The 24,346-nt window shown below is 62.9% G+C and carries 21 protein-coding genes; 8 read left to right on the forward strand and 13 right to left on the reverse strand.

Annotated elements, in window-relative coordinates:
• Positions 1 to 30 precede the first annotated feature (30 nt).
• Positions 31 to 2,106 (reverse strand): elongation factor G, encoded by a 2,076-nt coding sequence (locus V4R08_RS08200; RefSeq protein WP_335578900.1) that lies wholly within the window; start codon positions 2,104 to 2,106, stop codon positions 31 to 33.
• Between the two features lie 190 nt (positions 2,107 to 2,296).
• Here V4R08_RS08200 and V4R08_RS08205 point away from each other — a divergent pair, with 190 nt between their 5' ends.
• Positions 2,297 to 3,571: an MFS transporter gene (locus tag V4R08_RS08205; RefSeq protein ID WP_335578901.1), complete on the forward strand. Its 1,275-nt coding sequence runs from the start codon at positions 2,297 to 2,299 to the stop codon at positions 3,569 to 3,571.
• On the opposite strand, the gene V4R08_RS08210 is transcribed toward V4R08_RS08205, so the two are convergent.
• The 3 genes from V4R08_RS08210 to V4R08_RS08220 all read right to left on the reverse strand — a co-directional run bounded on the left by V4R08_RS08210 (position 3,522) and on the right by V4R08_RS08220 (position 6,294).
• Positions 3,522 to 4,004, reverse strand: coding sequence for a DUF992 domain-containing protein (locus V4R08_RS08210; RefSeq protein ID WP_335578902.1), 483 nt, complete (start codon positions 4,002 to 4,004; stop codon positions 3,522 to 3,524). The two genes, V4R08_RS08205 and V4R08_RS08210, sit on opposite strands and share 50 nt — an antisense overlap.
• 162 nt (positions 4,005 to 4,166) lie before the next feature.
• The gene (locus V4R08_RS08215) at positions 4,167 to 4,730 is read right to left on the reverse strand and encodes a DUF992 domain-containing protein (protein WP_335578903.1); all 564 of its coding nucleotides are present in this window, start codon (positions 4,728 to 4,730) and stop codon (positions 4,167 to 4,169) included.
• Positions 4,731 to 5,091: 361 nt separating this feature from the next.
• Positions 5,092 to 6,294 (reverse strand): pyridoxal phosphate-dependent aminotransferase, encoded by a 1,203-nt coding sequence (locus V4R08_RS08220; protein WP_335578904.1) that lies wholly within the window; start codon positions 6,292 to 6,294, stop codon positions 5,092 to 5,094.
• A 242-nt stretch (positions 6,295 to 6,536) separates the two neighbouring features.
• Between V4R08_RS08220 and V4R08_RS08225 the strand changes: the two genes are divergently transcribed.
• From V4R08_RS08225 to V4R08_RS08240, 4 genes are all read left to right on the forward strand, one after another.
• Positions 6,537 to 7,718, forward strand: a complete 1,182-nt coding sequence (locus tag V4R08_RS08225; RefSeq protein WP_335578905.1) for a glycosyltransferase family 87 protein — start codon at positions 6,537 to 6,539, stop codon at positions 7,716 to 7,718.
• A 215-nt stretch (positions 7,719 to 7,933) separates the two neighbouring features.
• The gene (locus tag V4R08_RS08230) at positions 7,934 to 8,587 is read left to right on the forward strand and encodes a glutathione S-transferase family protein (RefSeq protein WP_335578906.1); all 654 of its coding nucleotides are present in this window, start codon (positions 7,934 to 7,936) and stop codon (positions 8,585 to 8,587) included.
• Positions 8,588 to 8,784: 197 nt separating this feature from the next.
• Complete coding sequence (locus V4R08_RS08235) at positions 8,785 to 8,961, forward strand: hypothetical protein (RefSeq protein WP_335578907.1); 177 nt, start codon at positions 8,785 to 8,787, stop codon at positions 8,959 to 8,961.
• Between the two features lie 102 nt (positions 8,962 to 9,063).
• Entirely contained in the window at positions 9,064 to 10,218 is a 1,155-nt protein-coding gene (locus V4R08_RS08240; protein ID WP_335578908.1) for a PQQ-dependent sugar dehydrogenase, read from the forward strand.
• Positions 10,219 to 10,379: 161 nt separating this feature from the next.
• Here V4R08_RS08240 and V4R08_RS08245 read toward each other — a convergent pair whose 3' ends face one another.
• The 3 genes from V4R08_RS08245 to aceA form a co-directional block, all read right to left on the reverse strand.
• Complete coding sequence (locus tag V4R08_RS08245) at positions 10,380 to 10,940, reverse strand: hypothetical protein (RefSeq protein WP_335578909.1); 561 nt, start codon at positions 10,938 to 10,940, stop codon at positions 10,380 to 10,382.
• A 361-nt stretch (positions 10,941 to 11,301) separates the two neighbouring features.
• Positions 11,302 to 11,508 carry a DUF4170 domain-containing protein gene (locus V4R08_RS08250; RefSeq protein WP_011509641.1) on the reverse strand — a complete coding sequence of 69 codons (207 nt, stop codon included), beginning with the start codon at positions 11,506 to 11,508 and terminating at the stop codon, positions 11,302 to 11,304.
• 26 nt (positions 11,509 to 11,534) lie between these two features.
• Entirely contained in the window at positions 11,535 to 12,842 is a 1,308-nt protein-coding gene (gene aceA / locus V4R08_RS08255) for an isocitrate lyase (protein ID WP_335578910.1), read from the reverse strand.
• Positions 12,843 to 13,009: 167 nt separating this feature from the next.
• On the opposite strand from aceA, the gene V4R08_RS08260 reads away from it, so the two are divergent.
• Positions 13,010 to 14,461, forward strand: a complete 1,452-nt coding sequence (locus V4R08_RS08260) for a helix-turn-helix domain-containing protein (protein ID WP_335578911.1) — start codon at positions 13,010 to 13,012, stop codon at positions 14,459 to 14,461.
• Positions 14,462 to 14,730: 269 nt separating this feature from the next.
• Here V4R08_RS08260 and V4R08_RS08265 read toward each other — a convergent pair whose 3' ends face one another.
• A complete protein-coding gene (locus tag V4R08_RS08265; RefSeq protein WP_335578912.1) occupies positions 14,731 to 15,297 on the reverse strand; it encodes a c-type cytochrome in 567 nt (188 codons plus the stop codon).
• Positions 15,284 to 16,561 (reverse strand): sulfite dehydrogenase, encoded by a 1,278-nt coding sequence (gene soxC / locus V4R08_RS08270; RefSeq protein ID WP_335580219.1) that lies wholly within the window; start codon positions 16,559 to 16,561, stop codon positions 15,284 to 15,286. Before soxC ends, V4R08_RS08265 begins: the two co-directional genes overlap by 14 nt.
• Before the next feature lie 561 nt (positions 16,562 to 17,122).
• On the opposite strand from soxC, the gene V4R08_RS08275 reads away from it, so the two are divergent.
• Positions 17,123 to 18,424 carry a lytic murein transglycosylase gene (locus V4R08_RS08275; protein WP_335578913.1) on the forward strand — a complete coding sequence of 434 codons (1,302 nt, stop codon included), beginning with the start codon at positions 17,123 to 17,125 and terminating at the stop codon, positions 18,422 to 18,424.
• A gap of 147 nt (positions 18,425 to 18,571) precedes the next feature.
• On the forward strand, positions 18,572 to 19,075 hold the full coding sequence (locus V4R08_RS08280) for a DUF1993 domain-containing protein (protein ID WP_335578914.1): 504 nt from the start codon (positions 18,572 to 18,574) through the stop codon (positions 19,073 to 19,075).
• 117 nt (positions 19,076 to 19,192) lie between these two features.
• Here the strand turns inward: V4R08_RS08280 and glpD are convergent, their stop codons facing one another.
• The 4 genes from glpD to V4R08_RS08300 form a co-directional block, all read right to left on the reverse strand.
• Positions 19,193 to 20,737: a glycerol-3-phosphate dehydrogenase gene (gene glpD, locus V4R08_RS08285; protein ID WP_335578915.1), complete on the reverse strand. Its 1,545-nt coding sequence runs from the start codon at positions 20,735 to 20,737 to the stop codon at positions 19,193 to 19,195.
• A gap of 555 nt (positions 20,738 to 21,292) precedes the next feature.
• Positions 21,293 to 21,529 carry a hypothetical protein gene (locus V4R08_RS08290; RefSeq protein WP_041357739.1) on the reverse strand — a complete coding sequence of 79 codons (237 nt, stop codon included), beginning with the start codon at positions 21,527 to 21,529 and terminating at the stop codon, positions 21,293 to 21,295.
• Positions 21,530 to 21,740: 211 nt separating this feature from the next.
• Positions 21,741 to 22,190 carry an acyl-CoA thioesterase gene (locus V4R08_RS08295; protein ID WP_335578916.1) on the reverse strand — a complete coding sequence of 150 codons (450 nt, stop codon included), beginning with the start codon at positions 22,188 to 22,190 and terminating at the stop codon, positions 21,741 to 21,743.
• A gap of 61 nt (positions 22,191 to 22,251) precedes the next feature.
• Entirely contained in the window at positions 22,252 to 24,342 is a 2,091-nt protein-coding gene (locus tag V4R08_RS08300; RefSeq protein ID WP_335578917.1) for a 3-hydroxyacyl-CoA dehydrogenase NAD-binding domain-containing protein, read from the reverse strand.
• Positions 24,343 to 24,346 lie beyond the last annotated feature (4 nt).

Raw genomic sequence — 24,346 nt, forward strand, 5'->3', positions numbered from 1 at the left:
AACTCGGCATCCCCTTTTGCGAAATGCGCGCTACGCCGCGGCCCGATGCGCGGCGATGATCTGGTCGGCGGCCCGGCCGTTGACTTCTGCCATGCGATCGAACTGCCGGGTAAAACTGCCCGCTCCCGCCGTCGCCGACCTGAGTTCGACGATGAGATCGCCGATCTCGGCTTCCGGCATCATGGCGCGCACGCAATCCCAGCCGGTCCAGCCCTCGCGGGTGTCGAAGCCGAGAATCTGGCCGCGCCGTGCCGACAGGATGGCATTGACCTTCGCCGTCGCATCGCTCGGGCAAACAATCTCGACCACATGGATCGGCTCCAGCAGCACCGGTTGGCATTGCGGCAAGGCTTCGGCGACCCCCATGCGCGCCGCCGTGCGGAATGCCTGATCCGAGGAGTCGACGCTGTGATAGGAGCCGTCGGTCAGCGTCGCCTGCACATCGACTACCGGAAAGCCAAGCGGGCCGCGCGCAAGTCCGTCCACCACGCCCTCCTCCACCGCGCCGATATAGTTGCGCGGCACCGCGCCGCCGACGATCTTGTCAACGAAGACGAAGCCAGAGCCGCGCGGCAGCGGGTGGATCTCCAGCACCACGTCGCCGAACTGGCCGTGGCCGCCGGACTGCTTCTTATGGCGCCCGCGCTGGGTAACGGGCTTGCGGATGGTTTCCTGATAGCCGATCGCCGGCACATGTGATTTCACGTTGACGCCGAAGCGATCGTGCAGCCGCTCCAGCGCAACGCGCAGATGCATCTCGCCCTGTCCCCACAGCACGGTATCGTGGGTCTGCGCATTGTGAACGACAGCGAGCGAGGGGTCTTCCTCGTTGAGCTTGATCAGAGCCTGTCCAAGCTTGACATCGTCCTTGCGGTCTCCGGCCGCAAGCGCCATCGCCAGCACCGGCGCAGCCGGCGCAATGCCGGCCAGCGAGGGCGGCGCCATCCTGGCGGTCGTCAGCGTATCGCCGGTGTTCACGGCGTCGAGCTTGCCGAGCGCTACCGTGTCACCGGCTTCGGCAGACGCCCGCTTGGTCTCCTGCGCGCCGGTGGCGGCGAGAACGCCGGAAATTTTTCCGGCTTCGCCCGACGACGCCTGCACCGCCGCGCCATCGTCGAAACGACCCGTCAGCACCCGCGCCAGCGACAGCTTGCCGCCATGCTGAAGGTACAGGGTCTTGAATACGTAGGCCAGCGCCTCCTTGCTGTCAGCCACGCCTATGCGCTTCGCCGTCTCGCCGATGCCGGGCGCTTCGTGCCGCAGCGCCTTCATCAGCCGCAGCACGCCGTTCGCACGCGCGGCCGAGCCGAGCAGCACCGGACAAATCCGGCCTTCGCGCAGTTCGCGGGCGAGATCGTCGAACACCGCATCGCGCGGCGGCGCAATATCCTCGAGCAACTGCTCCATCAGCGCGTCGTCGTGATCGGCAAGTTTCTCCAGCATCGAGAACCGCGCTTCCTTCTCGCGGTCGAGATCGCCGCTGTCCAGTTGGACGACCTCGGAGGCCAGATGCTCGCGATAGACAAAGGCACGCTCCAGCGCGAGATCAACGAACCCAGCGATCAAATCGCCGTTCCAGAGCGGAATCTGCCGCAGCACCAGCGGGGTCCGGGAGGCCGGCTGCAACGTCGCCAACGTTTCGCGGACGCGGTTGTTCGCCTTGTCGATCTTGTTGAGAAACAGAAAGCGCGGAATGTTCAAATCTTCCAGCTCGCGCAGGATGATCTGCAACTGCGGCAGCTTGCGCTCGTCGGCTTCGCACACCACCACCGCGGCATCGACCGCGGGAATCGCCGCGCGCATATCGTGCGCGAATTCGATCGAACCCGGACAGTCGATGAAGGTATAGGTTTCGCCCATGAAGCTGGTGGTGACCGGGGTCAGCCCGACACCCATTTTGTGCTGGCGGGCTTCAGGACTGGCGTCACCGACGCTGGTTCCTTGATCGACGCTGCCTGTTTTGGGAATTGCGTCTGTACGCGCGAGAATGGCTTCGAGAAGTGTGGTTTTACCGCTCTGGAACGGGCCCACCAGCGCAATGCACCGGGGACCCGATGCTAGACTGCCTTGAGGTGTGCCTTGGGGGCTTCTGAGCTCTTGTCCCACCGCCGCCTCCTGATCTGGAAGTCGGCCCATGATTGGGTCGGCGTAACGATGCTCCTCCCACCGCCTGAATTTGGCAAGCGGGAAACGTATGGCCATGCAATAAAGCCTTCAAGCCCCGCGCCTCATTTGACGGATTTGCCCGTCGTCTCGCTATGTAACAATTGTACAAATCGGGCGGAACGGAAAGCCTATGCGAGACGGAAGCAAACCTGCTGCCTGGTTGCGCGGCATTCCCGTACCGATCTGGACGCTCGGTTTCGTTTCGATGTTCATGGACATCTCCTCGGAGATGATCCACGCGCTGTTGCCCGCCTATCTCGTCGGTGTCGTCGGTGCGTCGGCGCTTACCGTCGGGATCATTGAGGGCGTCGCCGAGGCGACGGCCTCGATCGTCAAGCTCTTTTCAGGCGCCCTTTCGGATTGGCTCGGCAAGCGCAAGGTGCTGGCCGTTGCCGGCTATGGCCTCGCAGCCCTGACCAAACCGATCTTCCCGCTGGCATCGACGATCGGCTGGATCGCGGCTGCGCGTTTCCTGGACCGTGTGGGCAAGGGCGTTCGCGGCGCCCCCCGCGATGCGCTGGTGGCTGATCTCGCGCCAATTTCCCTGCGCGGCGCGAGCTTCGGGCTACGGCAATCGCTCGACACCGTGGGCGCATTCGCCGGGCCTAGCCTCGCGATCGCACTGATGTGGATCACATCCGATCACTATCAGTTGGTATTCTGGATTGCCGTCATTCCCGCCATCATCGCGGTCGCGCTTCTGCAGTTCGGTGTGCAAGAGCCGGAACGCACGGAGCCGGCGCAAGCGCCGCGCTGGCCTTTGCGCCTCGTTGGACTGAAGCGCCTCGGCGGCACGTTCTGGCTGGTGACTGGCGTCGCTATGCTATTGACGCTGGCGCGCTTCAGCGAGGCGTTCCTGTTGCTGCGAGCGCAAGGCGCCGGCCTGTCCGTGACGCTGGTGCCGGGCGTGCTGGTTGTCATGAACCTGGTCTATATGCTCGTCGCCTATCCCGCGGGGCTGTTGTCCGACCGCACTAACAGAATCAATGTGCTGGCGGCCGGGATGATGCTTCTGATCCTCGCCGACCTTTTTCTGGCAATCGACGGCGGACTCACCGTCGTCGTCGCAGGCGTCGCGCTATGGGGCGCCCACCTGGGATTCACACAGGGGCTTTTGTCCGCGCTGCTCGCGGACGCCGCGCCGGTTGAACTGCGCGGCACGGCTTTTGGCATCTTCAACCTGGTCAGCGGCGTGGCGCTTCTGATTGCCAGCGTCGTTGCCGGCGTGTTGTGGGAACGCTACGGCCCGCCCGCCACCTTCGCTTCCGGAGCGGCGCTTACGGTCGTCGCCTTGCTATCGCTCGCCGCGATCCGCCGCCGCGTGTCAGGTCAGAACACCGCATCGCCGGCCCAGGTCAGCGGCCCGGACGCAGTTCAAGCGCCGCGAGACCGGCCGCAACGCTGAGGCCGACCTGGCCCTGCACGCTGAGCGGTTGCAGGGCGATCGAATTGGCGGAGCCGCCGATCAGAACGTTGCCGCCAAGGCCGATGCCGATCGAGGCGCTGCCTTGCGCGCCTGCGTAGTCGCCGGAGAGATCGCCAGGTCCGAGGCGCGCCACCGGCGCGTAGACGCCCCAGGCCAGCGCCGATTCCTGCGTGATGCCGAGATCGACGCCGACCTTTCGGATCGTGGCGACATAGCGATCTTCCGGCAGGCCGTCCGCGTGAAACACGCAGCCGAGATTGGTCACCGAGCCGACGATAAACCCGACACTGGCTCCGCCGCGGCATTCGAGAACGCCAACCTTGGCGCGCTGCGCGGGCTGCTGCGCAAGGGCGCCAGCGAGCGACACGATCAGCACCGCTGCGGCGCCCGCCAGAACTGGAATACCGCGCATGAAAAGCTCCGAATTCGAAACTGCGATGCAGAAACGGACCGCCACAATTATGGCTGCGCATTTTATGGCACACCGGACCGGGTCTCACCAGACGCGACGCCGCGGTCATAAACACCAAAAAAGAGGCCCGCTGTCGCGGGCCTCGTTGGTCGTCCGATCCGATCAGCGTGAGTGCTTATGATGATGCCGATGATGATGATGACGGCGATGGTGATGCCGATGCCGCTTGTAGCGCGGCGCCGCACGCACATTTGCCGGGCGCAGATCGACATCGACGATGCCGGCCACGGCGCTCAGGCCGGTCTGGCCCTGCAGGCTCAGCGGCTGTAGCGAAATCGAATTGTCGGACCCGCCGACCAGCAGGTTGGCGCCGAAGCCGACACCGACCGTGGCGTTGGCGCCGACCCCGCCGTAGTGACCGGCCAGCGCGCCGCTGCCAAGCCGATAGCTCGGCGCATTGACCGCCCAGGCGAACCCGGTCTGCGACGTCACGCCGAGATCAAGGCCGAAGCGCTGGACGCGCGCGATATAGGGCTGCGGCGGCGCTCCGGAGTTGCTGTGGAAGACGCACTGTAGTTCCGTCGTCGAGCCGACCACATAGCCCACGTTCTGGCCGCCCTCGCATTCGAGGATACCGGCCTGAACCTGATGCTGCTGGGCATGGGCAACCGCAAACGACGCCACCAGCGTCGCTGCGGCCGCAGCGAGAAGTCTTGGGAAGTGCATGAGTCGATCTCCGCTTGGGGGGATTAAGAAAGGCGGCTGGACATGATGGAACCGCCGTGTCCAAAACAAGGCAGCCGTCATATCAAGGCATCAAAATGCCGGGAACGTTGCTAAAACATGATGAACGCTACTACGGCACGGCTAGGGACGAAACGATCCGCAACGAAACGACCCGAAGCAAAACTGTTCGGTCTAACCGGGCCGAATAACCATTGCTGTCGTCCGCGCGAAAACGGGGCTCATAACCCTGACATCGGCGATAAGTCACGTCTTCGTCTCAACGGCGGGGGACACGGCGTACGGGTCCCCGCCTGCGCAGGGACGACATCCGGTCAATGACCCGACGCCGCAGCCCGCTCCGTCAGCGCAGGTTGCCGCAGAAACGCTGGATGCGCTTGCAGGCCTCCTCGAGGTCCGAGGTTTTCGTGGCATAGGAGATGCGGAACGCCGGTCCGAGGCCGAACGCCGACCCCTGCACCACCGCGACGCCTTCGGCCTCCAGTAGTTCGGTGACAAAATCCTCGTCGGTCTCGAGCTTCTTGCCCGACGGCGTGGTCTTGCCGATGGTCCCGGCGCAGGACGGGTAGACGTAGAACGCGCCCTCCGGTCGCGAGCAATCGATGCCCTTGGCCTGGTTCAGCATCGCCACCACGAGGTCGCGACGCTCCTTGAACACCTTGTTGTTCGCGCCGATGAACTCCTGCGGACCGTTCAACGCCTCCACCGCCGCCCATTGCGAGATCGACGAGGGGTTCGAGGTCGATTGCGACTGGATGGTCGCCATCGCCTTGATGAGTGGCGCGGGACCACCGGCATAGCCGATGCGCCAGCCGGTCATGCAGTAGGCCTTCGACACGCCGTTCACCGTCAGGGTGCGGTTCAGCAGTTGCGGCTCGACCTGCGCCGGCGTGGTGAATTCGAAGTCGTCATAGATCAGATGCTCGTACATGTCGTCGGTCATGACCCAGACGTGCGGATGCTTCACCAGCACGTCGGTCAGCGCTTTCAGTTCGGCGCGCGTATAGGCCGCGCCGGTCGGGTTCGACGGCGAGTTGAGGATGACCCACTTCGTCTTCGGCGTGATCGCCTTCTCCAGCGCGTCGGACTGCAGCTTGAAGCCGGATTCCGCCGGGCACACGACAGGAACGGATTCGCCGCCCGCCAGCGCGACCATCTCGGGATAGCTGACCCAGTACGGCGCGGGAATGATCACCTCGTCGCCTGGATTAATCGTCGCCATCAACGCATTGTAGAGCACCTGCTTGCCGCCGGTGCCGACGATGACCTGGTTCGGCTTGTAGGTCAGGCCGTTCTCGCGCTGGAATTTGGCGACAATCGCTTCCTTCAGCTCGGGGATGCCGTCGACCGCCGTATACTTGGTCTTGCCGGCCTCAATCGCATGGACCGCGGCGAGCTTGATGTTGGCCGGGGTATCGAAATCCGGTTCGCCCGCGCCGAGGCCGATGACGTTCCGCCCCTCCGCTTTGAGCCGACGCGCTTTATCCGTGACCGCGATGGTCGCGGACGGCTTCACACGGTCGAGCGCAGCGGACAGGAACGACATCGTCATCTCCTAGCAAGCGTGGTTGATCGCCAAGTCCACGCGGTTTCATTGAACGGGATCGCGGCACATTAGTAGTGTGCGTTACGCTGCACCGCAAGAAGCTTGCGATAACTGTTCCGCGACAGTGCCGTTTCAGGGAAAATTAAACGGAGGCACCTAACCTGCAACCTTGCACTCACTCCCGCAGTCACGGGCCGATGATATCTTCCTGGCGACAATTTCAGAGTGGCGAGTGGCTGACGGTGGCGCGCCTGCGAGCCTATAGCCTGATTCTGCTGACCCTTTACGCGCTCGCCATAGTCACCTGGATTGCCCTGTCCCATGGCCTGTCGGACGCCAACAGCAAGCCGCTCGGCACCGATTTCGCCAGTTTCTATGCCGCGGGATCATTGGTGCTCGATGGTCGCGCAGCCAGCGTCTACGACATGGCGGCCCACTATGCCCGCGAACAACTGTTCTTCGGGGCGCACACCCCCTATTATGCGTGGTTCTATCCGCCCTTCTTTCTGCTGATCGCAGCACCGCTAGCGGCGTTTCCCTATCTGCCGGCGCTGGCGATCTGGCAGTTCGTCACGTTTGCGGGCTATTTCGCCGTAATGCGCGCCATCTTGCTGACGGCTCCATTGACGCGCAACCAAACCGTTCTCGGCCTGCTGGCGACGGCGGCGTTTCCGGCGGTCTTCATCAACCTGGGCCACGGTCAGAATGGCTTCCTGACGGCAGCGCTGTTGGGCGGGGCGTTGATCGCACTGCCGCGCCGTCCGATTCTGGCCGGCGTATTGTTCGGCCTGCTGGCCTACAAACCGCAATTCGGGCTGGTGATCCCCGTCGCCCTGCTCGCAGCCGGCCAGTGGCGGAGCATCGGCGCGGCAGCGATGACGGTGGCAGCGTTGGCGCTGGGAACGGCGGCGTTATTCGGGCTGGATATCTGGACAGCTTTCGCGGCATCGACCGAACTGTCGCGCAAGATGCTGTTGCAGGATGGCGACGTGGGTTTCGAAAAGCTGCAAAGCGTCTTTGCCGCCGTACGAATGTGGGGCGGCAGCGTATCGTTCGCCTATGCGATGCAAGGCTTGGTCTCGGCTGTTGTCGTCGGTAGTGTGGCGTGGGTCTGGCGCAGGTCGCGCGACGATTGCGCCAAGGCTGCGACACTGAGCGCCGCCACTGCGTTGGCGTCGCCGCACATCCTTGATTACGACCTGATGATCCTGGGGCCGACGATTGCCTTCATGACAGTCGCCATCGCCAGACGCGGCGCGAAAAGTTACGAGATCAGTGTACTGGCGGCAGCGTGGCTGGTGCCGCTGATAACGCGCGGGATCACCGGCGCGACCGGCATTCCGCTCGCACTGGTGACGATGATCGCGCTTTACGGGGTCATTCAATATCACGCGGCCAAAGGAGACAGCCCGAATTGGGGGTAGTCTTCAACGCAACGTGATCCGACGACGCTTTGCAGACGGGATGATTTTCCGAAAAACCATCGGATAACGGCAGTTTCCGGCTATTCGTGCGGCGCAACGTGTCCCCACCTCAATATGTTCCAGAGTTGAGGCCTTGCGGCAGTTCGATGCCATCCTCATTGTCAGATCGCGCAATCGGCAGCCTTACCGCGCGGCAACGGGATCCAACGACGCGAATGTACAAGCTCTATTCGATGCAGCGCTCGGGAAACAGCTATAAGGTTCGCCTTGCGCTGGCCTTCCTTGGCGCGCCTTATCATGCCGTCGAGGTCGATATCCTGCGCGGCGAAAGTCGCACGCCGGATTTTCTCGCGAAGAATCCGAGCGGCCAGGTGCCGCTGCTCGAGGTGGCGGAGGGCCGCTACCTCGCGGAGTCCAATGCGATCCTGTGGTATGTCGCGATGGGAACATCGCTGGCGCCGGAATCCCGGATCGAGCGCGCCGAGGCGCTGCAATGGATGTTCTTCGAACAGCACGCGCTGGAACCCAACATCGGCGCGGCCTATTTCTGGCTCTCGCTGGTCAAGGGCGGCCGCGATCTGCAGACCCATGCGCTGGAAGACTGGATGGAGCGCGGCTATGCGGCGCTTCAGGTCATGGAGAATCATCTCAGGACCCACAATTTCTTCGCCGCCGGCCAGCTCACCATCGCCGACATCGCGCTTTATGCCTACACCCATGTCGCCGACCAGTGCGACTTCGACCTCACGGCGTTCCCCTCGATCCGGGCCTGGCTGCGGCGGATCGAACAGGAAACCGGCTTCGTGAGCATGGACGGGCGTGCGGCTCCCTCAGGCAATGCCGCGGCCAGCATCGCCGCCGGGACCTGATCCGCGCGTGTCAGGCGGCGGGTGAGGACCGCGGCCTTCGGCAGGGGCTCAGCATGGATTAAGGGAAATGCGGGGACACGCTATTTCGCCTCGCTTTGGACGTCTTTCAAGTGGGCTGCCGCCCCAATGCTGCCCGCGCTTGGTGGAAGATTGTGGCGGTGCGGGTGATTCGCCCGTCTTTGAAGGATTGATTTGCGATGCGATCGCAAGGCACGAGCGGAGGGTTCGGAGGACGCGTCACACGCGTCGCTTCCGCACGCCTGACCAAAGCGGTTGCCGCCTCACTGGCAATCGCCGCCTTCGCCATCTGCCTCTCTTTGGCGTTCGCGGTGATGTCGATCAGGGTCGCGATGGCTATGCCGATCCTCGCCTGAACCGGTTATTTAAGTCCTCGCAGCCTCCGGTCCGCCTCGCGATTTTGTGACGGGCGCCCGCGTTTGCCTGTGTGACCATCCGCTCGACGACAGGAGCGATTGATGACAACACCGATGGTGTGGGCTACGGCCACCCTGAGCGCGGCCATAGTGCTGACGGCCTCCTCCGTCATCGCGACCGGCGCGTGCGGCGCAGGCACGTCGTTCACATCGTCGGCCGGGCAACTCCAGGTCAAAACCGTCGCCAGCGGCCTCAATCATCCGTGGAGCCTCGCCTTCCTACCGGACGGGCGGATGCTGGTGACCGAACGTCCGGGGCGCATCCGCATCGTCACTCCGGACGGGGCGTTGTCGCCACCTTTGAAGGGCGTGCCGAAGCCCTATGTTGAGGGACAGGCGGGTCTGCTCGACGTGGCGCTCGACCGCAACTTTGCGGCCAATCGCACGCTTTATCTCTGTTACTCCGCAGATAGCGGCGGCAACGCCGCTATCGCGCGGGCACGGCTGAAAGAGGATGCCACCGCGCTTGATGGGGTGAAGGTGATCTTCACGCAAGCCGGTCCCGGCGGCCATGCCAATCATGGTTGCCGCATTGCGCAAAGCGCGCGCGACGGCGATCTTTACATCACGCTCGGCGATCATTTCGGGCCGCGCGACCAGGCGCAGAACCTTGGCGTCGATAACGGCAAGATCGCCCGGATCGCGCCCGACGGATCGGTGCCTCCCGACAATCCCTTCGTCGGCCGCGACGGCGCGCGTCCGGAAATCTGGAGCTACGGCCACCGCAACGGACAAGGCCTCGCATTCAATCCCGCGACCGGGGACCTCTGGGAAATCGAGCATGGCCCGCGCGGCGGCGACGAGGTCAACATCATCAGCAAGGGCAAGAATTACGGCTGGCCAGTGATTGGCTATGGCATCGATTACAACGGCGCAAAGATTCACGACAGCACGTCGAAGTCCGGCATGGAGCAGCCGATCAAGTACTGGGTGCCGTCGATCGCGCCGTCCGGCATGGCGTTCTATACCGGCAAGCTGTTTCCGAAGTGGGACGGCAGCCTGTTCACTGGCGCGCTGGCGGGCAAGATGCTGGTGCGACTTTCGCTTAACGGCAACAGCGTGACCGGCGAGGAGCGACTGCTGCGAAATCTCAACGAGCGCATCCGCGACGTCAGGCAAGGACCGGACGGCGCGCTGTGGCTTTTGACCGATAGCTCGGCCGGACAGATCTTACGGGTATCGCCGGCCGTGAAATGATTCGTCGCGCTGTGATCGCGGTGCCGCGGGTCACTCGAGCCTTTTCGCTTCTGATGGAATCAGAAGCGAGGCTCTATGATTTTGATTTGACGCGTTTTCTTCACGCGAACCGGTGCCCATCCTCGGGTCAAGCCCGAGGACATGCTTCGCTCGAAAACGCTCTAATTCCTGAGCGCTGCGAACAGCGCGAAGCCGAACAGCACGACGACGCCGGCGACAAATCCGAACGCGAAGGTCCAGAGGCCGCGGCGGCGCGGCTTCTCCTTCGCCTCCGCTTGCTCCGGCAGCAGCGGCGTCGCCGCCAGCGCCCGCTCGCGCTCGATCATGCGGCGGGCGACATAATCCGTGACGGCATTGACGATCGCGGCCGCGTCATAGGATTCCGCGAGCACGATCCGGCCATGGCGGGTGTCCTGCACAAAACGGTACATGCGCTTGTCGCGGCCCATCAGGATGTGCGCCACTATGTCGATCCACAACCGCGGTGTGTCTCCTTGGCTGATACCCCGATCGAACAGGTCGACCTGATCGGGCACCTGCGCGAACAGCGGATCGAGCGCCTCGTTCAAAATCTCTAGCCGCGCCACCTCCGCATCGCGCAGATCGACGACGACGCCGGTGCGATCGGCGGCCTCGATCCGCGCCTGCCGCAGCGCATCGCGCAGCCGCACCGGCTTCGCGGTTTCCGCCACGCCCGTTCCCATTCTCGGTGCGTCCGACATCGGTCGCCTTCCCCGCAGATCCGGCCGCCGTTAACCTGGCGGTAACCATGTAACCTAGCAGCAACACTGTTCCGCGCAAAGGCCGTTTAGTTCCAAAGGCTTATAATGCGCCGCCCACTCCGGACCCGGCCCGCAAATCACTGCCTCCAAACGAACAAACGGCCCCGCCCGATCTCCCGGGCAGGGCCGTCCGTTTCCTTGGACGCTTCTTCTAGGTCAACTCAGGTCAGGGCACCCCGTCATTGCGAGCGGAGCGAAGTAATCCAGGAGACTCTGAAAGACCGGATTGCTTCGTCGCTATCGCTCCTCGCAATGACGAAACGATACGGTAGCCTTCACCCATGGGAAGTTCTTCGATCGGTCAGCTCGCCATGCGGTTCGGCTCTTCCACGATGGAGAAGCGCACGCCGGCGCGGTGGCGGTTTTCCTCGGACACCACCCTCCAGGCGTCCTCGGCTTCCTTCCGCGTCTTGAACGGACCCTGCACCTGGGCCGATCCTTCCACGAGCTTGTGGAAATTCATCGAACCGAATTCGCCGCCAATCACCCAGAAATTGCTGCCGGTCATGAGAGCCTCCTTTTATTCAGCCGCTTTTATTCAGCCGCCTGAACCCTGATCTGTGACCCTTGCGACTTGAACTGCGCGGCCTCTGTCGAGTCGTGAAGCGCGGTGGTCGACGACTGGCCGCCGGTGATTGTGGTCGAGACCAGATCGAAGTAGCCGGTGCCGACCTCGCGCTGATGGCGCGTCGCCGAGTAGCCGAACTTCTCCGAGGCGAACTCGGCCTGCTGCAAGCGGGAATACGCCGCCATGCCCTCGGCCTTGTAGCCGCGCGCCAGCTCGAACATGCCGTGGTTGAGCGAGTGGAAGCCCGCCAGCGTCACGAACTGGAACTTGTAGCCCATGGCACCGATCTCGCGCTGGAACTTGGCGATGGTGTCTTTGTCGATGTTGGCTTCCCAGTTGAACGAGGGCGAGCAGTTGTAGGCCAGCATCTTGTTCGGGTAGACCTTCTTCACCGCTTCCGCGAACTTGCGGGCGCCGTCGAGATCCGGCTTCGAGGTCTCCCACCACAACAGGTCGGCATACCTGGCGAAGGCCAAACCGCGCTTGATGCAGTGATCGAGGCCGGTGCCGGGCTTGAGCCGATGGAAGCCTTCCGCCGTGCGTTCGCCGGTGATGAACTCGTGATCGCGCTCGTCGATGTCCGAGGTGATGAGTTTTGCGCTCTCCGCATCGGTGCGCGCCAGCACAAATGTTGGGGTGCCGCAGACGTCGGCGGCGAGCCGCGCCGCGATCAGGTTGCGCTCATGCGCCGCGGTCGGGATCAGCACCTTGCCGCCCATGTGGCCGCACTTCTTTTCCGACGCGAGCTGGTCCTCGAAGTGGACGCCGGCCGCGCCCGCCTCGATATAGGCCTTCATGATCTCGAACGAGTTGAGCGGACCGCCGAAGCCCGCTTCGGCGTCGGCCACGACCGGCACGAACCAGTCGATCTTGGCGCCGCCTTCGGAATGCTCGATCTGGTCGGCGCGCTGGAAGGTGCGGTTGATGCGGCGGCACAGTTCAGGACCGGCGTTGGCCGGATAGAGACTCTGGTCGGGATACATCGTGCCCGCGGTGTTGGCGTCGGCGGCGACCTGCCAGCCCGAGAGATAGATCGCGGGCAGACCGGCGCGCGCCTGCTGCATCGCCTGGTTGCCGGTGACGGCGCCGAGCGAATTCACGTATGGCTCCGTCTTGAGCGATTCCCAGAGACGGTTCGCGCCCTTTTCGGCCAGCGTGTATTTGATCTCCACCGAGCCGCGCAGCCGTTCGACGTCCGCCGGGCTGTAGGGACGGCTGATCCCCTCAAAACGGCCCTTCGGGGCGGGAACGAGCTGCTCAAAGGTCTTGGACATCATTATCTCCAGTCCACATCTATGACATTGCATTGCAACATGTTGCCTTAGATAACGCCAAACCGATCAATACGTATAGGTGTCTTGCTTTCAAATGATGATGTCATGTAACATATATACATGTCATAGTTGTTATGTTGTAATTTTTGTCACAAAAGAGAGCGGACATGGCCACCAATTCAGGCAAAAAGCTCTTCGTCGGGCCGCGTTTCCGTCGCATCCGCCAGCAGCTCGGGCTGTCGCAGACCCAGATCGCGGAGGGGCTCGGCATCTCGCCGAGCTACGTCAACCTGATCGAGCGCAACCAGCGGCCGGTCACCGCGCAGATCCTTCTCCGCCTCGCCGAGACCTACGACCTCGATCTGCGCGACCTCGCCACCGCCGACGAGGACCGCTTTTTCGCCGAGTTGAATGAGGTCTTTTCCGATCCGTTGTTTCGCCAGATCGACGTGCCGAAGCAGGAGCTGCGCGATCTGGCCGAACTCTGCCCAGCCGTGACTCATGCGCTGCAGCGCCTCTATGCCGCCTACACCGAGGCGCGGCGCGGCGAGACGCTGGCGGCCGCGCAGTTCGCCGACCGCGACGAGAGCACCGGCGCGCGCTTCGAGGCCAATCCGATCGAACGCGTCCGCGACCTGATCGATACCAGCCGCAATTATTTTCCCGAACTGGAGCAGGCGGCGGAAACCCTGCGCGACGAGATCAACGCTCCCGCGCAGGACCTGTTCGCCGCGTTGAGCGCGCGGTTGCGGGAAAAGCATTCGATTCAGACCCGCATCATGCCGGTGGATGTGATGCGCGAGACGCTGCGGCGCTTCGACCGTCACCGCCGCCAGCTTCTGATCTCCGAACTAGTGGACGGCCCCGGCCGCGCCTTCCAGCTTGCGTTCCAGATCGGGCTCGCCGAATGCACGCCCGGCTTCGAGGCGATCATCGCACGCGCCGGCGCGCTCGACGACACCTCGCGTCAGCTCTACCGCATCACGCTCGCCAACTATTTCGCCGGCTGCGTGCTGATGCCCTACCAGACCTTCCATGCCGCCGCGGAATCGCTCGGCTACGACATCCACGTGCTGGCGCAGCGCTTCAACACCGGCTTCGAGCAGGTGTGCCACCGCCTGACCACGCTGCAACGGCCGAACGCGCGCGGCGTGCCGTTCTTCATGCTGCGCGTCGACAACGCCGGCAACGTCTCCAAGCGGTTTTCATCCGGCACGTTTCCGTTCTCGAAGTTCGGCGGCACCTGCCCGCTGTGGAACGTGCACTCGACGTTCGACACGCCGGATCGTCTGTTGAAGCAGGTGATCGAGCTGCCGGACGGCAGCCGCTACTTCTCGATTGCGCAGATGGTGCGCCGCCCCGTCGCGCCGCATCCGCAGGCGCAGCCGCGCTTCGCCATCGGGTTGGGTTGCGAAATCCGCCACGCGTCCAAACTCGTTTATGCGGCGGGCATGGACCTTGCGACTGTGGAGGGCACGCCGATCGGCGTCAACTGCCGGCTGTGCGAGCGCGAGAACTGCGCCCAGCGCGCCGAGCCGCCGATCACGCGCACGCTGATCCTGGACGAGAACACCCGACGGGTGACGAGCTTCGCGTTTTCAAATGCAAGGGAGGTGTGAGCAAATCGCAGTTCAAGAATCGTCTCCCATCGAACATGCAATCAGAAATCTTGAGCTGCGTTTCGAGCGATAGCTTCCGGATGCCACGCGGCGTTATGGCCCTCCCGGCCATCCACGCCTGTTTTCTTCGACCAAGAAAAGACGTGGATGCCCGGCACAAGGCCGGGCATGACGCAGCGGCGACTCTTCAGCACTCGAACATCTCCGTTACGGTGGTCATTTGTTCTTGAAGTAGAATGAACTTTCTATCGACCACCGATGCGTGAATTTCATCTGTAGAGTTGAAGCTCAGGCCGGGGGTCAGAAATAAAGCCGTCCCTGTTGGGCATCATCACCTTTGGCAAGGTCTTCGCATCCATGACCTCAGTCGGTTTAATGATCTTGGCTTGCGACAGGATATAGGCGACCAGCGCATACACGTCGTCATCCTTGAGCGAACCAGGCGAGTCGAAGGGCATCGCCCGCTTGATGTAATCGAACAAGGTTGTTGCGTATGGCCAGTAACTCTCCACCGTCTTGACCGGAGTCTTGCTGGCAAGCGAACCCCGGCCGCCGAGCAGACGATCGCCGCCTATGCCCTTAGCCGGATTGCCTTGCATTTTGTCGCCATGGCAGGCTGCACAACTGTTGGCAAAAACCTCTGCACCCGCTTTTGCCGTACCGCTCCCAGGCGGAAGTCCTTCGCCCGAAGGCGGGATCGAGAAGTATTTGGCCATCTCATCCGCCGTCGCGACCCGGCCGACACCGAAGTGATCAATCCTCGTTTGAGCGATTGCGCTGCCGGAGAACAAGAAGATGCCGATCACGAAGGCGAAGCATGTTTTATGCATGGACATTGGTGACATCTCCCGCCTCGCTGACCGCCCAGCTCTGAATCGCATTGAGGTGATAGATCGAACCGAACGGTCCGTTATCGCCGCGGATTGCGATGAGCTGCTTGAGGGTGGGCTGGACATAACCGGTCTCGTCGGTGCAGCGACTTTGCAGGACCGCAGACTTTCCCTCCCACATCCACGGGAAACTGAAGCGCACCGTGCACATCGGCTCGGGGACCGATTCCAGTCGCGCCGGATACCAGGTCTTTCCTGAATCGACCGAGACATCGACAGACTGGATCCGTCCGCGCCCTGTCCATGCAAGGCCCGTGATGTCGTAGTAACCCGGACCCGGCAGTTTCATGTCTCCCGATGGAAACGTGATGACCGACTTGGCGTCCATGTCGAGCGTGAATATGCGCGCCTTACCGTTTCCGAGAAGATCGGTATACTTCGAGGTCTCCTCGCGCGTCATGAACGGCTTGTCGCTGACCTGCAGCCTTCGAAGCCATTTGATGTGGGTATTTCCTTCATAACCGGGAAGAAGAAGCCGCAAGGGATAGCCTTGCTCGGGACGTATCGCTTCACCGTTTTGTCCGTAAACGATAAGGGCATCCTTCAGCATTTTCTCCATGGGAATGCTGCGCGTCATGACGGCGGCATCGGCGCCTTCGGCCAGCACCCAGGCCGCCCCCTCCTTAAATCCGGTCTCGCGCGCGAACGTCGCGAACTGAACGCCGGTCCATTCGGATGTGCTGAGCAGTCCGTGCGTTCCCTGCACGGTCTTCATGGTCGGCTTGTTCCACTCCGTCAGACCGTTGCCGGAACACTCGATGAAATGCTTGCGAGTCACGGAGGGCAGCCGCTTGATATCGGCCATTGAGAACGTCATCGGGCGATCCACCATACCGTGGATCAACAGGTTATGCTTCGCCGGGTCGATCGTCGGGATTCCGCCGTGATGACGTTCGAAGTGAAGCCCTGATGGCGTGATGTTGCCGAGTCCCGTGCCGAGCGGAGTCAGACTCCAGGAGGTGTTCGCGTTGGGTGTTGGGTAACGCACGCGAACTTCGGTCTCGAATTGAGACCTCGTTCCATAGCTTTCATCGGCGACAGGCCGTCCCTGTTCTTTGGTCGGGTCGGCAGGAACATCGTACAGGACTGCCCCGGGCGGAGCCTTCGGCGATTCAGCGCGAGCGATCCTGGATGCGCCCGCTACTCCAACTATTGAACTCGCTGCAAACAAAAAGCCGCGCCGGCTCGATATCGCGCGGCGTGGAAACATTCCTTCCTTGCATTCGCAATCTTCTTGCAGACGCTGAACGATATGGCGCTGTTCGGCCAAAACCATCTGCTCGAACATCCGGCGAGCCTGGTCGTCATAGACGACCTTTTCATCGCTATTCAAGTTTCTCTCCTTAAGAGATTCCACAATCAATTGAGGAACTCCACTACGCCTAGTGAAGCCTCAATTTGACGTTCAACTCGAAATTCATCGCAGCGCAAACTTCCGCGATATGTCCGTAAACTGGCGTGCGCCCGCTTGGTTCCCTGCAATCCTTTCAAGCATGGATCATACTTTCGTACGACGTCGCCATGCAGTTCGCTCGTTCAGCGCAAAATGACCGTGTCAGTTTTGCACGAACTCGCACCCACAGCGACAAATGCCGAGCGCTTGCGCTGGGAATGACGAAAAAGTGCGTGTATCAATTCGCTTCCGTCGTTGGCAGGCTTGACCCAGCAATCCATCCAAACAAAAGTCGCACAGCAGATTTTCAGCCAGCCGAAACATCTTCGCGAAGCGCGCTTCGCGCTTTTGTCCGGCCATGACGCACCGGGATTCACAATGCTTTCTCGCTTTTCTCCGTTCGCCGTCGTCCCTGCGTTGCTCGCCACCATCGCTTTCGCCTCCCCCGCGCTCGCCCAGCGCGGCGCGTCGTGCCACAACGGCATGAGCTTTCCGCAATTTCTGCGCAGTCTCGAACAAGACGCGCAAAAGGCCGGCGTGTCGCAGCGCGCGATCAGCGCGGCCGCGCCTTACATGGTCTACGATCAGGGCATCGTGAACCGCGACCGCGGTCAGCGCGTGTTCGGGCAACTGTTCACGCAGTTCGCCGGCCGCATGGCCTCGGAAGCGCGGCGGGTGCGCGGGCAGAAGCTCATCAGGCAGCACGCACAGGCATTCGCGCGCGCCGAGAAGCAATACGGCGTGCCTGCGGCGGTGATCACCGCGTTCTGGGCGCTGGAGAGCGACTTCGGCGCAGTGCAGGGCAAGCTGTCGACGCTGCGCTCGCTGGTATCGCTGGCCTATGACTGCCGCCGCGCCGAGATGTTCCATGACGAGACCATCGCCGCGCTGAAGATCATCGACCGCGGCGATCTCACACCGTCTGAAATGATCGGCTCGTGGGCCGGCGAACTTGGCCAGACGCAATTCCTGCCGCGACATTACTACGACTACGCCGTCGACTACGACGGCGACGGCCGCCGCGATCTGATCCACAGCGCCGCCGACGTGATCGGCTCGACCGCGAACTACATCGCGACGGGACTGAAATGGAAACGCGGCGAACCATGGCTGCAGGAGGTGCGGGTATCGCCGAACGCGCCTTCACATTTTCCCTGGGACCAGGCCGATCTCGCCATCAAGCATCCGCGCAGCCAGTGGGCGGCATGGGGCGTCGCTTTCGCCGACGGCAAGCCGCTGCCGAACGACCGGCTTCCGGCCTCGCTGCTGCTGCCGATGGGACGCAACGGCCCGGCGTTTCTGGCTTACGACAACTTCGCTGCGTACACGGAGTGGAACAACTCGCTGATCTATTCCACCACCGCCGCCTATCTCGCCACGCGCATCGCAGGAGCCGCGCCGATGCGAAAGCCGTCGGCACGGGTGGCGCAACTCACCTTCGAGCAGATCAAGCAATTGCAGCGGTTGCTGGTGAAGGCTGGCTACGATGTCGGCAAGATCGACGGCGTGCTCGGCCAGCAGACCCGCAGCGCGGTCAAGGCGATGCAGATCAGGTACGGCCAGCCTGCGGATTCCTGGCCGACCGCCGAACTGCTGGCGCGGATGCGCGGCCACGCCGCGCCCACGGCCGGTGCGGCCGAGGCGACGGCCGTGCCGCGTCCGGTTCAGCCGCATCGTTAAGCGTAGCGGCATTACGGAAAGCGAAAATTCTTCAGCACGCGGTTGTCTTACGCGGCCCGTGTCCCCACTTGCAGGCGGCAGCGTGTTTTCTTCCCTCCCGCCGCTGCAGATGATCCATTCCCGACCTCGCATCGCAGAGAGCACCCCATGTCATTTTACGATTCCGCCGTCCCGGCCTTCCTGCAAACGCTTGGCGCCCTCTCCGACATTCTCAGGAAAGCCGAAGCCCATGCCGCCGCGCGGAAAATCGCGCCTGAAACGCTGCTGACCGCGCGGCTCTATCCGGACATGCTGCCGCTGACACGCCAGATCCAGATCGCCTGCGATTTCGCCGTGAAGACCTGCGCGCGGCTGAGCAGTTCGGAGGTGCCGAGCACGCCGGATACGGAAAAGACCTTTGACGAGTTGCAGCAGCGCCTCTCCAAAGCGGTGGATTACGTGAAGAACACAGCACCGGCCAAATTCGAAGGCGCGGAAAATCGCGATGTGACCTTTCCCGCAGGCCCCGACAAGACGATGACGCTGAAGGGCCAGCAATATCTCAGCCACTTCGCTTTGCCGAACTTTTACTTCCACGCAACCACCGCATACGACATCCTGCGCCACAACGGCCTCGAGATCGGCAAGCGAGACTTCATGGGCGTGAAATAAGGATCGCCCGGCGGTGCAAGGGGCTATACCGACTATCCGGCACTCAACGGCAAAACGCAGGCGGCGGAGCAGCCGCAACACCTTCGACCACGCGCGTGACCTGGTCGAGCATGACCGTCATGACCGCGCTCCCGCTTCCCTCGGGGGACGCCCGGTCTGCGTACGGTTTGCGGCGAGCCAGTCTTCGAGCGCTGCGATCTCGGCCGCCGACATCCGCAACCCCAGCTTGGAGCGCCGCCAGATGATGTCGTCTGCAGTGCAGGCCCATTCGTAGGAGATCAGATAGCGGACCTCACGCTCGGTCAGCGTACCGCCGAATCCCCGACCGAGATCGGCCATGGATTGCGCCACGCCCAGCACCTTTGCCGCGCGGGTGCCATAGGCGTGCGCGAGACGGTTGGCGTGCGCCGGCGCGAGGTAAGGATAGTCTTGCATCAACTCCGCCGTCAGCGTCGCGACCGCCGACACGGCCATGTCGCCTCCGGGCAGCGGCGCCTTCGCGGTCCAGCCCTCGCGCGCTTTCGTGCCCTTCAGATAGGACGACAGCTTTTCCAGCGCTTCTTCTGCGAGTCGGCGATGGGTCGTGATCTTGCCGCCGTAGACCGAGAGCAGCGGCGTGCCGCCGGGCGTGTCGAGTTCAAATGCGTATTCGCGGGTGGCGGCCTTGGCCTCGCTGGCGCCGTCGTCGTAGAGCGGCCGCACGCCGGCATAGGTCCAGACCACGTCCTGCGGCTTCACCGGCTTCGCCAGATACTCGCTGACGGACGCGCAGAGATAGGCGACCTCCTCACCCGAGGCCTTCACCCTGGCGGGATCGCCGTCGTAATCGCGATCGGTGGTGCCGATCAGGGTGAAGTCGTCCTGATAGGGAATCGCGAACACGATCCGGCCGTCGCTGTTCTGGAAGATATAGGCGCGGTCGTGGTCGTAAAGCTTGCCGACCACGATGTGCGACCCTTGCACCAGCCGCACTCTTGCTCGGGTGTCGATGCCGGCGCCGAGCTGCAATACCTGTTCGACCCAGGGGCCGCCCGCGTTGACCAGCACCCGCGCCGCGATGGTGCTGCGTTCGCCGCTCAGCGTGTCCTCGACCGTGACGTGCCAGAGGCCGCCCGTCTGACGGGTCTCGACCGCGCGCGTCCGGGTCCGGATATCCGCGCCGCGATCGGCCGCATCGCGCGCGGTGAGGACGACGAGGCGGGCATCGTCGACGAAACAGTCCGAATATTCGAAACCCTTGCGGTAGCGGCCGGGAGCCAGCGGTTTGCCGACCTCGTCGCGGGCGAGATCGACCGAGCGCGCCGGCGGCAGCAGCTTTCGTCCGCCGATGTGGTCGTAAAGGAACAGGCCGAATCGCAGCAGCCATGTCGGCCGCAAGCCCGCGTGGTGCGGCAACACGAAGCGCAGCGGGCGGATGATGTGGGGCGCGATCCGCCAGAGGATTTCGCGCTCGATCAACGCCTCGCGAACCAGATGAAACTCGTAATATTCGAGATAGCGCAACCCGCCATGCACGAGCTTGGTCGACAGCGACGAGGTGCCGCTGGCCAGATCGTTCATTTCGCACAGAAAAACCGAATTTCCGCGCCCGGCCGCGTCGCGCGCAATCCCGCACCCGTTGATGCCGCCGCCAATGATAGCGAGGTCGAAAACCTGACCCACGGACGCACGCCCTCAATTTTTGTCGTAAATCACTGGTATAGAAATATGTTCAGGATTGCGATTGGAACAGGCATCGCCGCGCCGGGTGTAGATTCGTTCGAATTCACCAGGAAACGTGTCGCGGAAACGATCTGGAATGGTCGGGCCAAACAAGCATAGGTCGCTCCGCTGGAGGCCACCGAGGCAGTCCTCCGTACCGGGCCGCGCGCGGCAGCCTTTATAGGCCGAATGAGTGGCCAAGAGCCCGTGCCAATGAAAAGCCGGCACGGGTCAATGTTCCGTTATTGTAATTCTGGTCCCACTGGTTGATCACAAGCAGCACAATCGCCAAGGCAAAAATTATCTTCATGACGGTAGGTTGGCACCAGAGTCCTAATATTAAATTAGGGCAATCGCGAGTCAGGCGCCTGGGTAAGGGTCTAGCGGTAGGGAAGCCGGTGTGCGGAGGCTGCGTCACTAATGCTCTGCATTGAAACTGGTCCCTGCCGACATCCTGTCGTGCGATGTTGGCAGAAACGGTGAACGCAGTATTTTCAGCGTCGGGCTACGTCGGCATCAAAATCGAAATTTTGGTAGCGCCCGACGGAGCGATTTCACGAAATCGGGACACGCGGATTTCTGCGATAACGCGCGTTTCTTCGCGGCACGCTCCGCTTCACGGGCGCTGCGAAACAGCTTGCCGTCCAGGGAACTGAACCGCCGGGAGGCCGAAAAGAACCGGAACCCGGCGCGATCGCGCACCACAATGCCGGCGGATTCCGAACCGACTTCGATGATATAGGTATTCGACATGTCCCACTCGCATTTTTCCCGGCTGGGAGGCCGCGCAAATAACGGGCAACGGGAGAAAACGTTCCCTGTCGTTCCATCAGGATATGGACATGGTTCTCACGTACGCAACTAGAATCCGTCGAGGTTTGATGACTCGTCGGATTGCTGGATTCCGAATCGCCTTGCCGTGCAAGCCGTCCGGAATGACTTGAGTTAGAGAAGTGGATGCCGACTACGCCGAAACCGGCCGGTCGTCCTGCGGGACTTGCCGCGGCGGGACCTCCCGCGGGTTGCCCTGATCGTCGATCGCGACGTAGGTGAACTTGCCGTCGGTGACGAGGATGAACTGCATCTCCTTGCGGCGCATCACCCAGGCTTCCAGATGCACCGTGACCGAGGTCCTGCCGATGCGGACCAGCGTGGCGTGAACGGAGACGAGATCGCCGACATAGACCGGCTTGCGGAAATTCATGGCGTCGATCGCAACCGTCACGGTGCGCGACTTCGCAAGCTTGGATGCGAAGATGCCGCCGCCGATGTCCATCTGGCTGAGCAGCCAACCGCCGAAGATGTCGCCGTTCTGGTTGGTGTCCGCGGGCATCGCCAGCGTGCGCGTGCAAAGTTCGCCGAGCGGCACGGTCTCGGTGTTCGGCGGGGCGTGAACGGCCGTTGCGTCGGTCATGGGGGCATCCGTCATGGGGGCGTCCGTCAGCGGTCTGTCGAAGGCAATATCACGCGTTGCCTCACTTGAACGTATCCCAGCCGGGGTCCGGCGCAAAACGGACGCCGAATTTTTCCGCAAGCGCGCGCAAGTTGGCGGCGACATTCTCCGCGCCACGGGTGCGCGCATAGTTCAGCGGGCCGCCGCGGAACGGCGCGTAGCCGGTGCCGAAGATCATCGCACCATCGACCAGATCGGGATCGTCGACGATGCCTTCGCGCAGGCACGCGACGCAGACGTTCGACATCGGCAGCACCAGGCGGTCGATCATTTCCGGCGTGACCTGCGACCTGCTCGCGGTGCCCTTGTCGGCCTTGCCGTCGCGCCACGTATAAAAACCCTTGCCGGTCTTGCGGCCGAGTTCTCCCTTCGTCACCTTTTCGCGCAGCCAGTCCGGTGGCTGAGGAAGAGCTTCACCGAACTTCGAACGCAGTTCGTCGCCGACAGCGAGGCAGATGTCCAGCCCGACCTGGTCGGCGAGTTCGATCGGCCCCATCGGCATACCGAATTTTTCCGCCGCGGCATCGATCACGGTCTTGTCGATCTTCTCGTCGAGCATGACCATGGCTTCGAGCATGTACGGCGTCAGCGCGCGGTTGACGAGGAAACCCGACGAGCTTTGCACCGGCAGCGGCAGCCGGTCGATGGCGCCGACGAATGCCATTGCCTCTTTCAACACCTGCGGGTCGGCGGCATCGTGGCTGACTACCTCGACCAGTTGCAGTCGCGACACCGGATTGAAGAAGTGCAAACCCACCAGCCGCTCCGGATGCTGCAGCGTGGTGCGCAGTTCCTGCAGCGGAATGCTCGAGGTGTTGGTGGCGAGGATCGCGCCCGGCTTCATCCTCGGCTCGATACCGGCATAGACCTTCTGCTTCAGGTCGAGCTTTTCGGGCACCGCCTCGATGATGAGATCGGCATTGCGCACGCCCTCGCCGTTGAGATCGGGCATCAGGCGGTCGAGCGCGTCGCGGATCCCGGTGCGCTTGCGGGCGATCTTGCCGTAGAGGCCGGATGCGCGCTTCATCGCGCCGGCGATCGGCTCCGGCTTCATGTCCGCGAGCGTCACCCGGATGTCCTGATGCGCGCACCACGCGGCGATGTCGCCGCCCATGGCGCCGGCGCCGATGACGTGCAGATGCTTCACGACATTGCCGCCGCCGGCGAGCTTCTTCATCTGCTCGCGCAGGAAGAACACCCGGATCAGGTTCTGCGCCGTCGACGTCACCATCAGGCCGGCGAAGGAACGCTTTTCGGCCGCAAGCATCGCGGCCTTGCTGCCGCCATGCTTCTCCCAGAGATCGATCAGCGCATAGGGGGCCGGATAATGCTCTTGCGGTGCGGCCTTCTCCGCCTCCTGGCGCATCCGCTTGCTGAGAAAGCCGCGAACGGGACCGACGTTAAGCAGCCGATTGAGCGCACTTGGTCCGCCGCGCTTCAGCCGGCCGGCCACCACATCTTTCACCGCGTTGCGGACGTGGCGCTCCTGGGTCACGGCGTCGACAAGGCCGAGCGCACGCGCTTTCCGCGCGTCGACGGTCTTGCCGGTCAGCATCAGCGTCATCGCCTGCATCGGATTGACCAGTCTGGTGAACCGTGCGGTGCCGCCGAGTCCGGGATGCAGCCCGAGCATCACTTCCGGGAAACCGAACCGCGCATTGTCGATGGCGATCCTCGTCCGGCACGCCAGCGCCAGTTCGAGCCCGCCGCCGAGGCAGAAGCCGTGGATCACGGCGACGCTCGGAATCTTCAGCGCTTCCAGCCGGTCGATGATGCCGTGCGCGCGGCCGATCGTCGTTTCGACCTCGCCCGGATCGGCGGCGCCGCGGAACTCGTTGACATCGGCGCCGGCGATGAAACCGGACGTCTTCGCCGAGCGGATCACGACGCCGACGGGCGGCTGGCTTTCCAGCACGCTCACGATCGCGCCGAACTCCTCCATCACCTCCGACGACAGCGTGTTGGCGCTGGAATCGGCGCGGTCGAACAGCACCCACGCCACGCCGTCGGCGTCGCGCGTCAGCTTGAAGTTACGATAAGGGCCGCTTGCATCGGGTTTCGGCCCGAGTTCAAGCACACGATCCTTGAGAACGTCCAATACTTTCGAATCCATGACG

The sequence above is a fragment of the Nitrobacter sp. NHB1 genome, assembly GCF_036964665.1.
Taxonomy (GTDB): domain Bacteria; phylum Pseudomonadota; class Alphaproteobacteria; order Rhizobiales; family Xanthobacteraceae; genus Nitrobacter.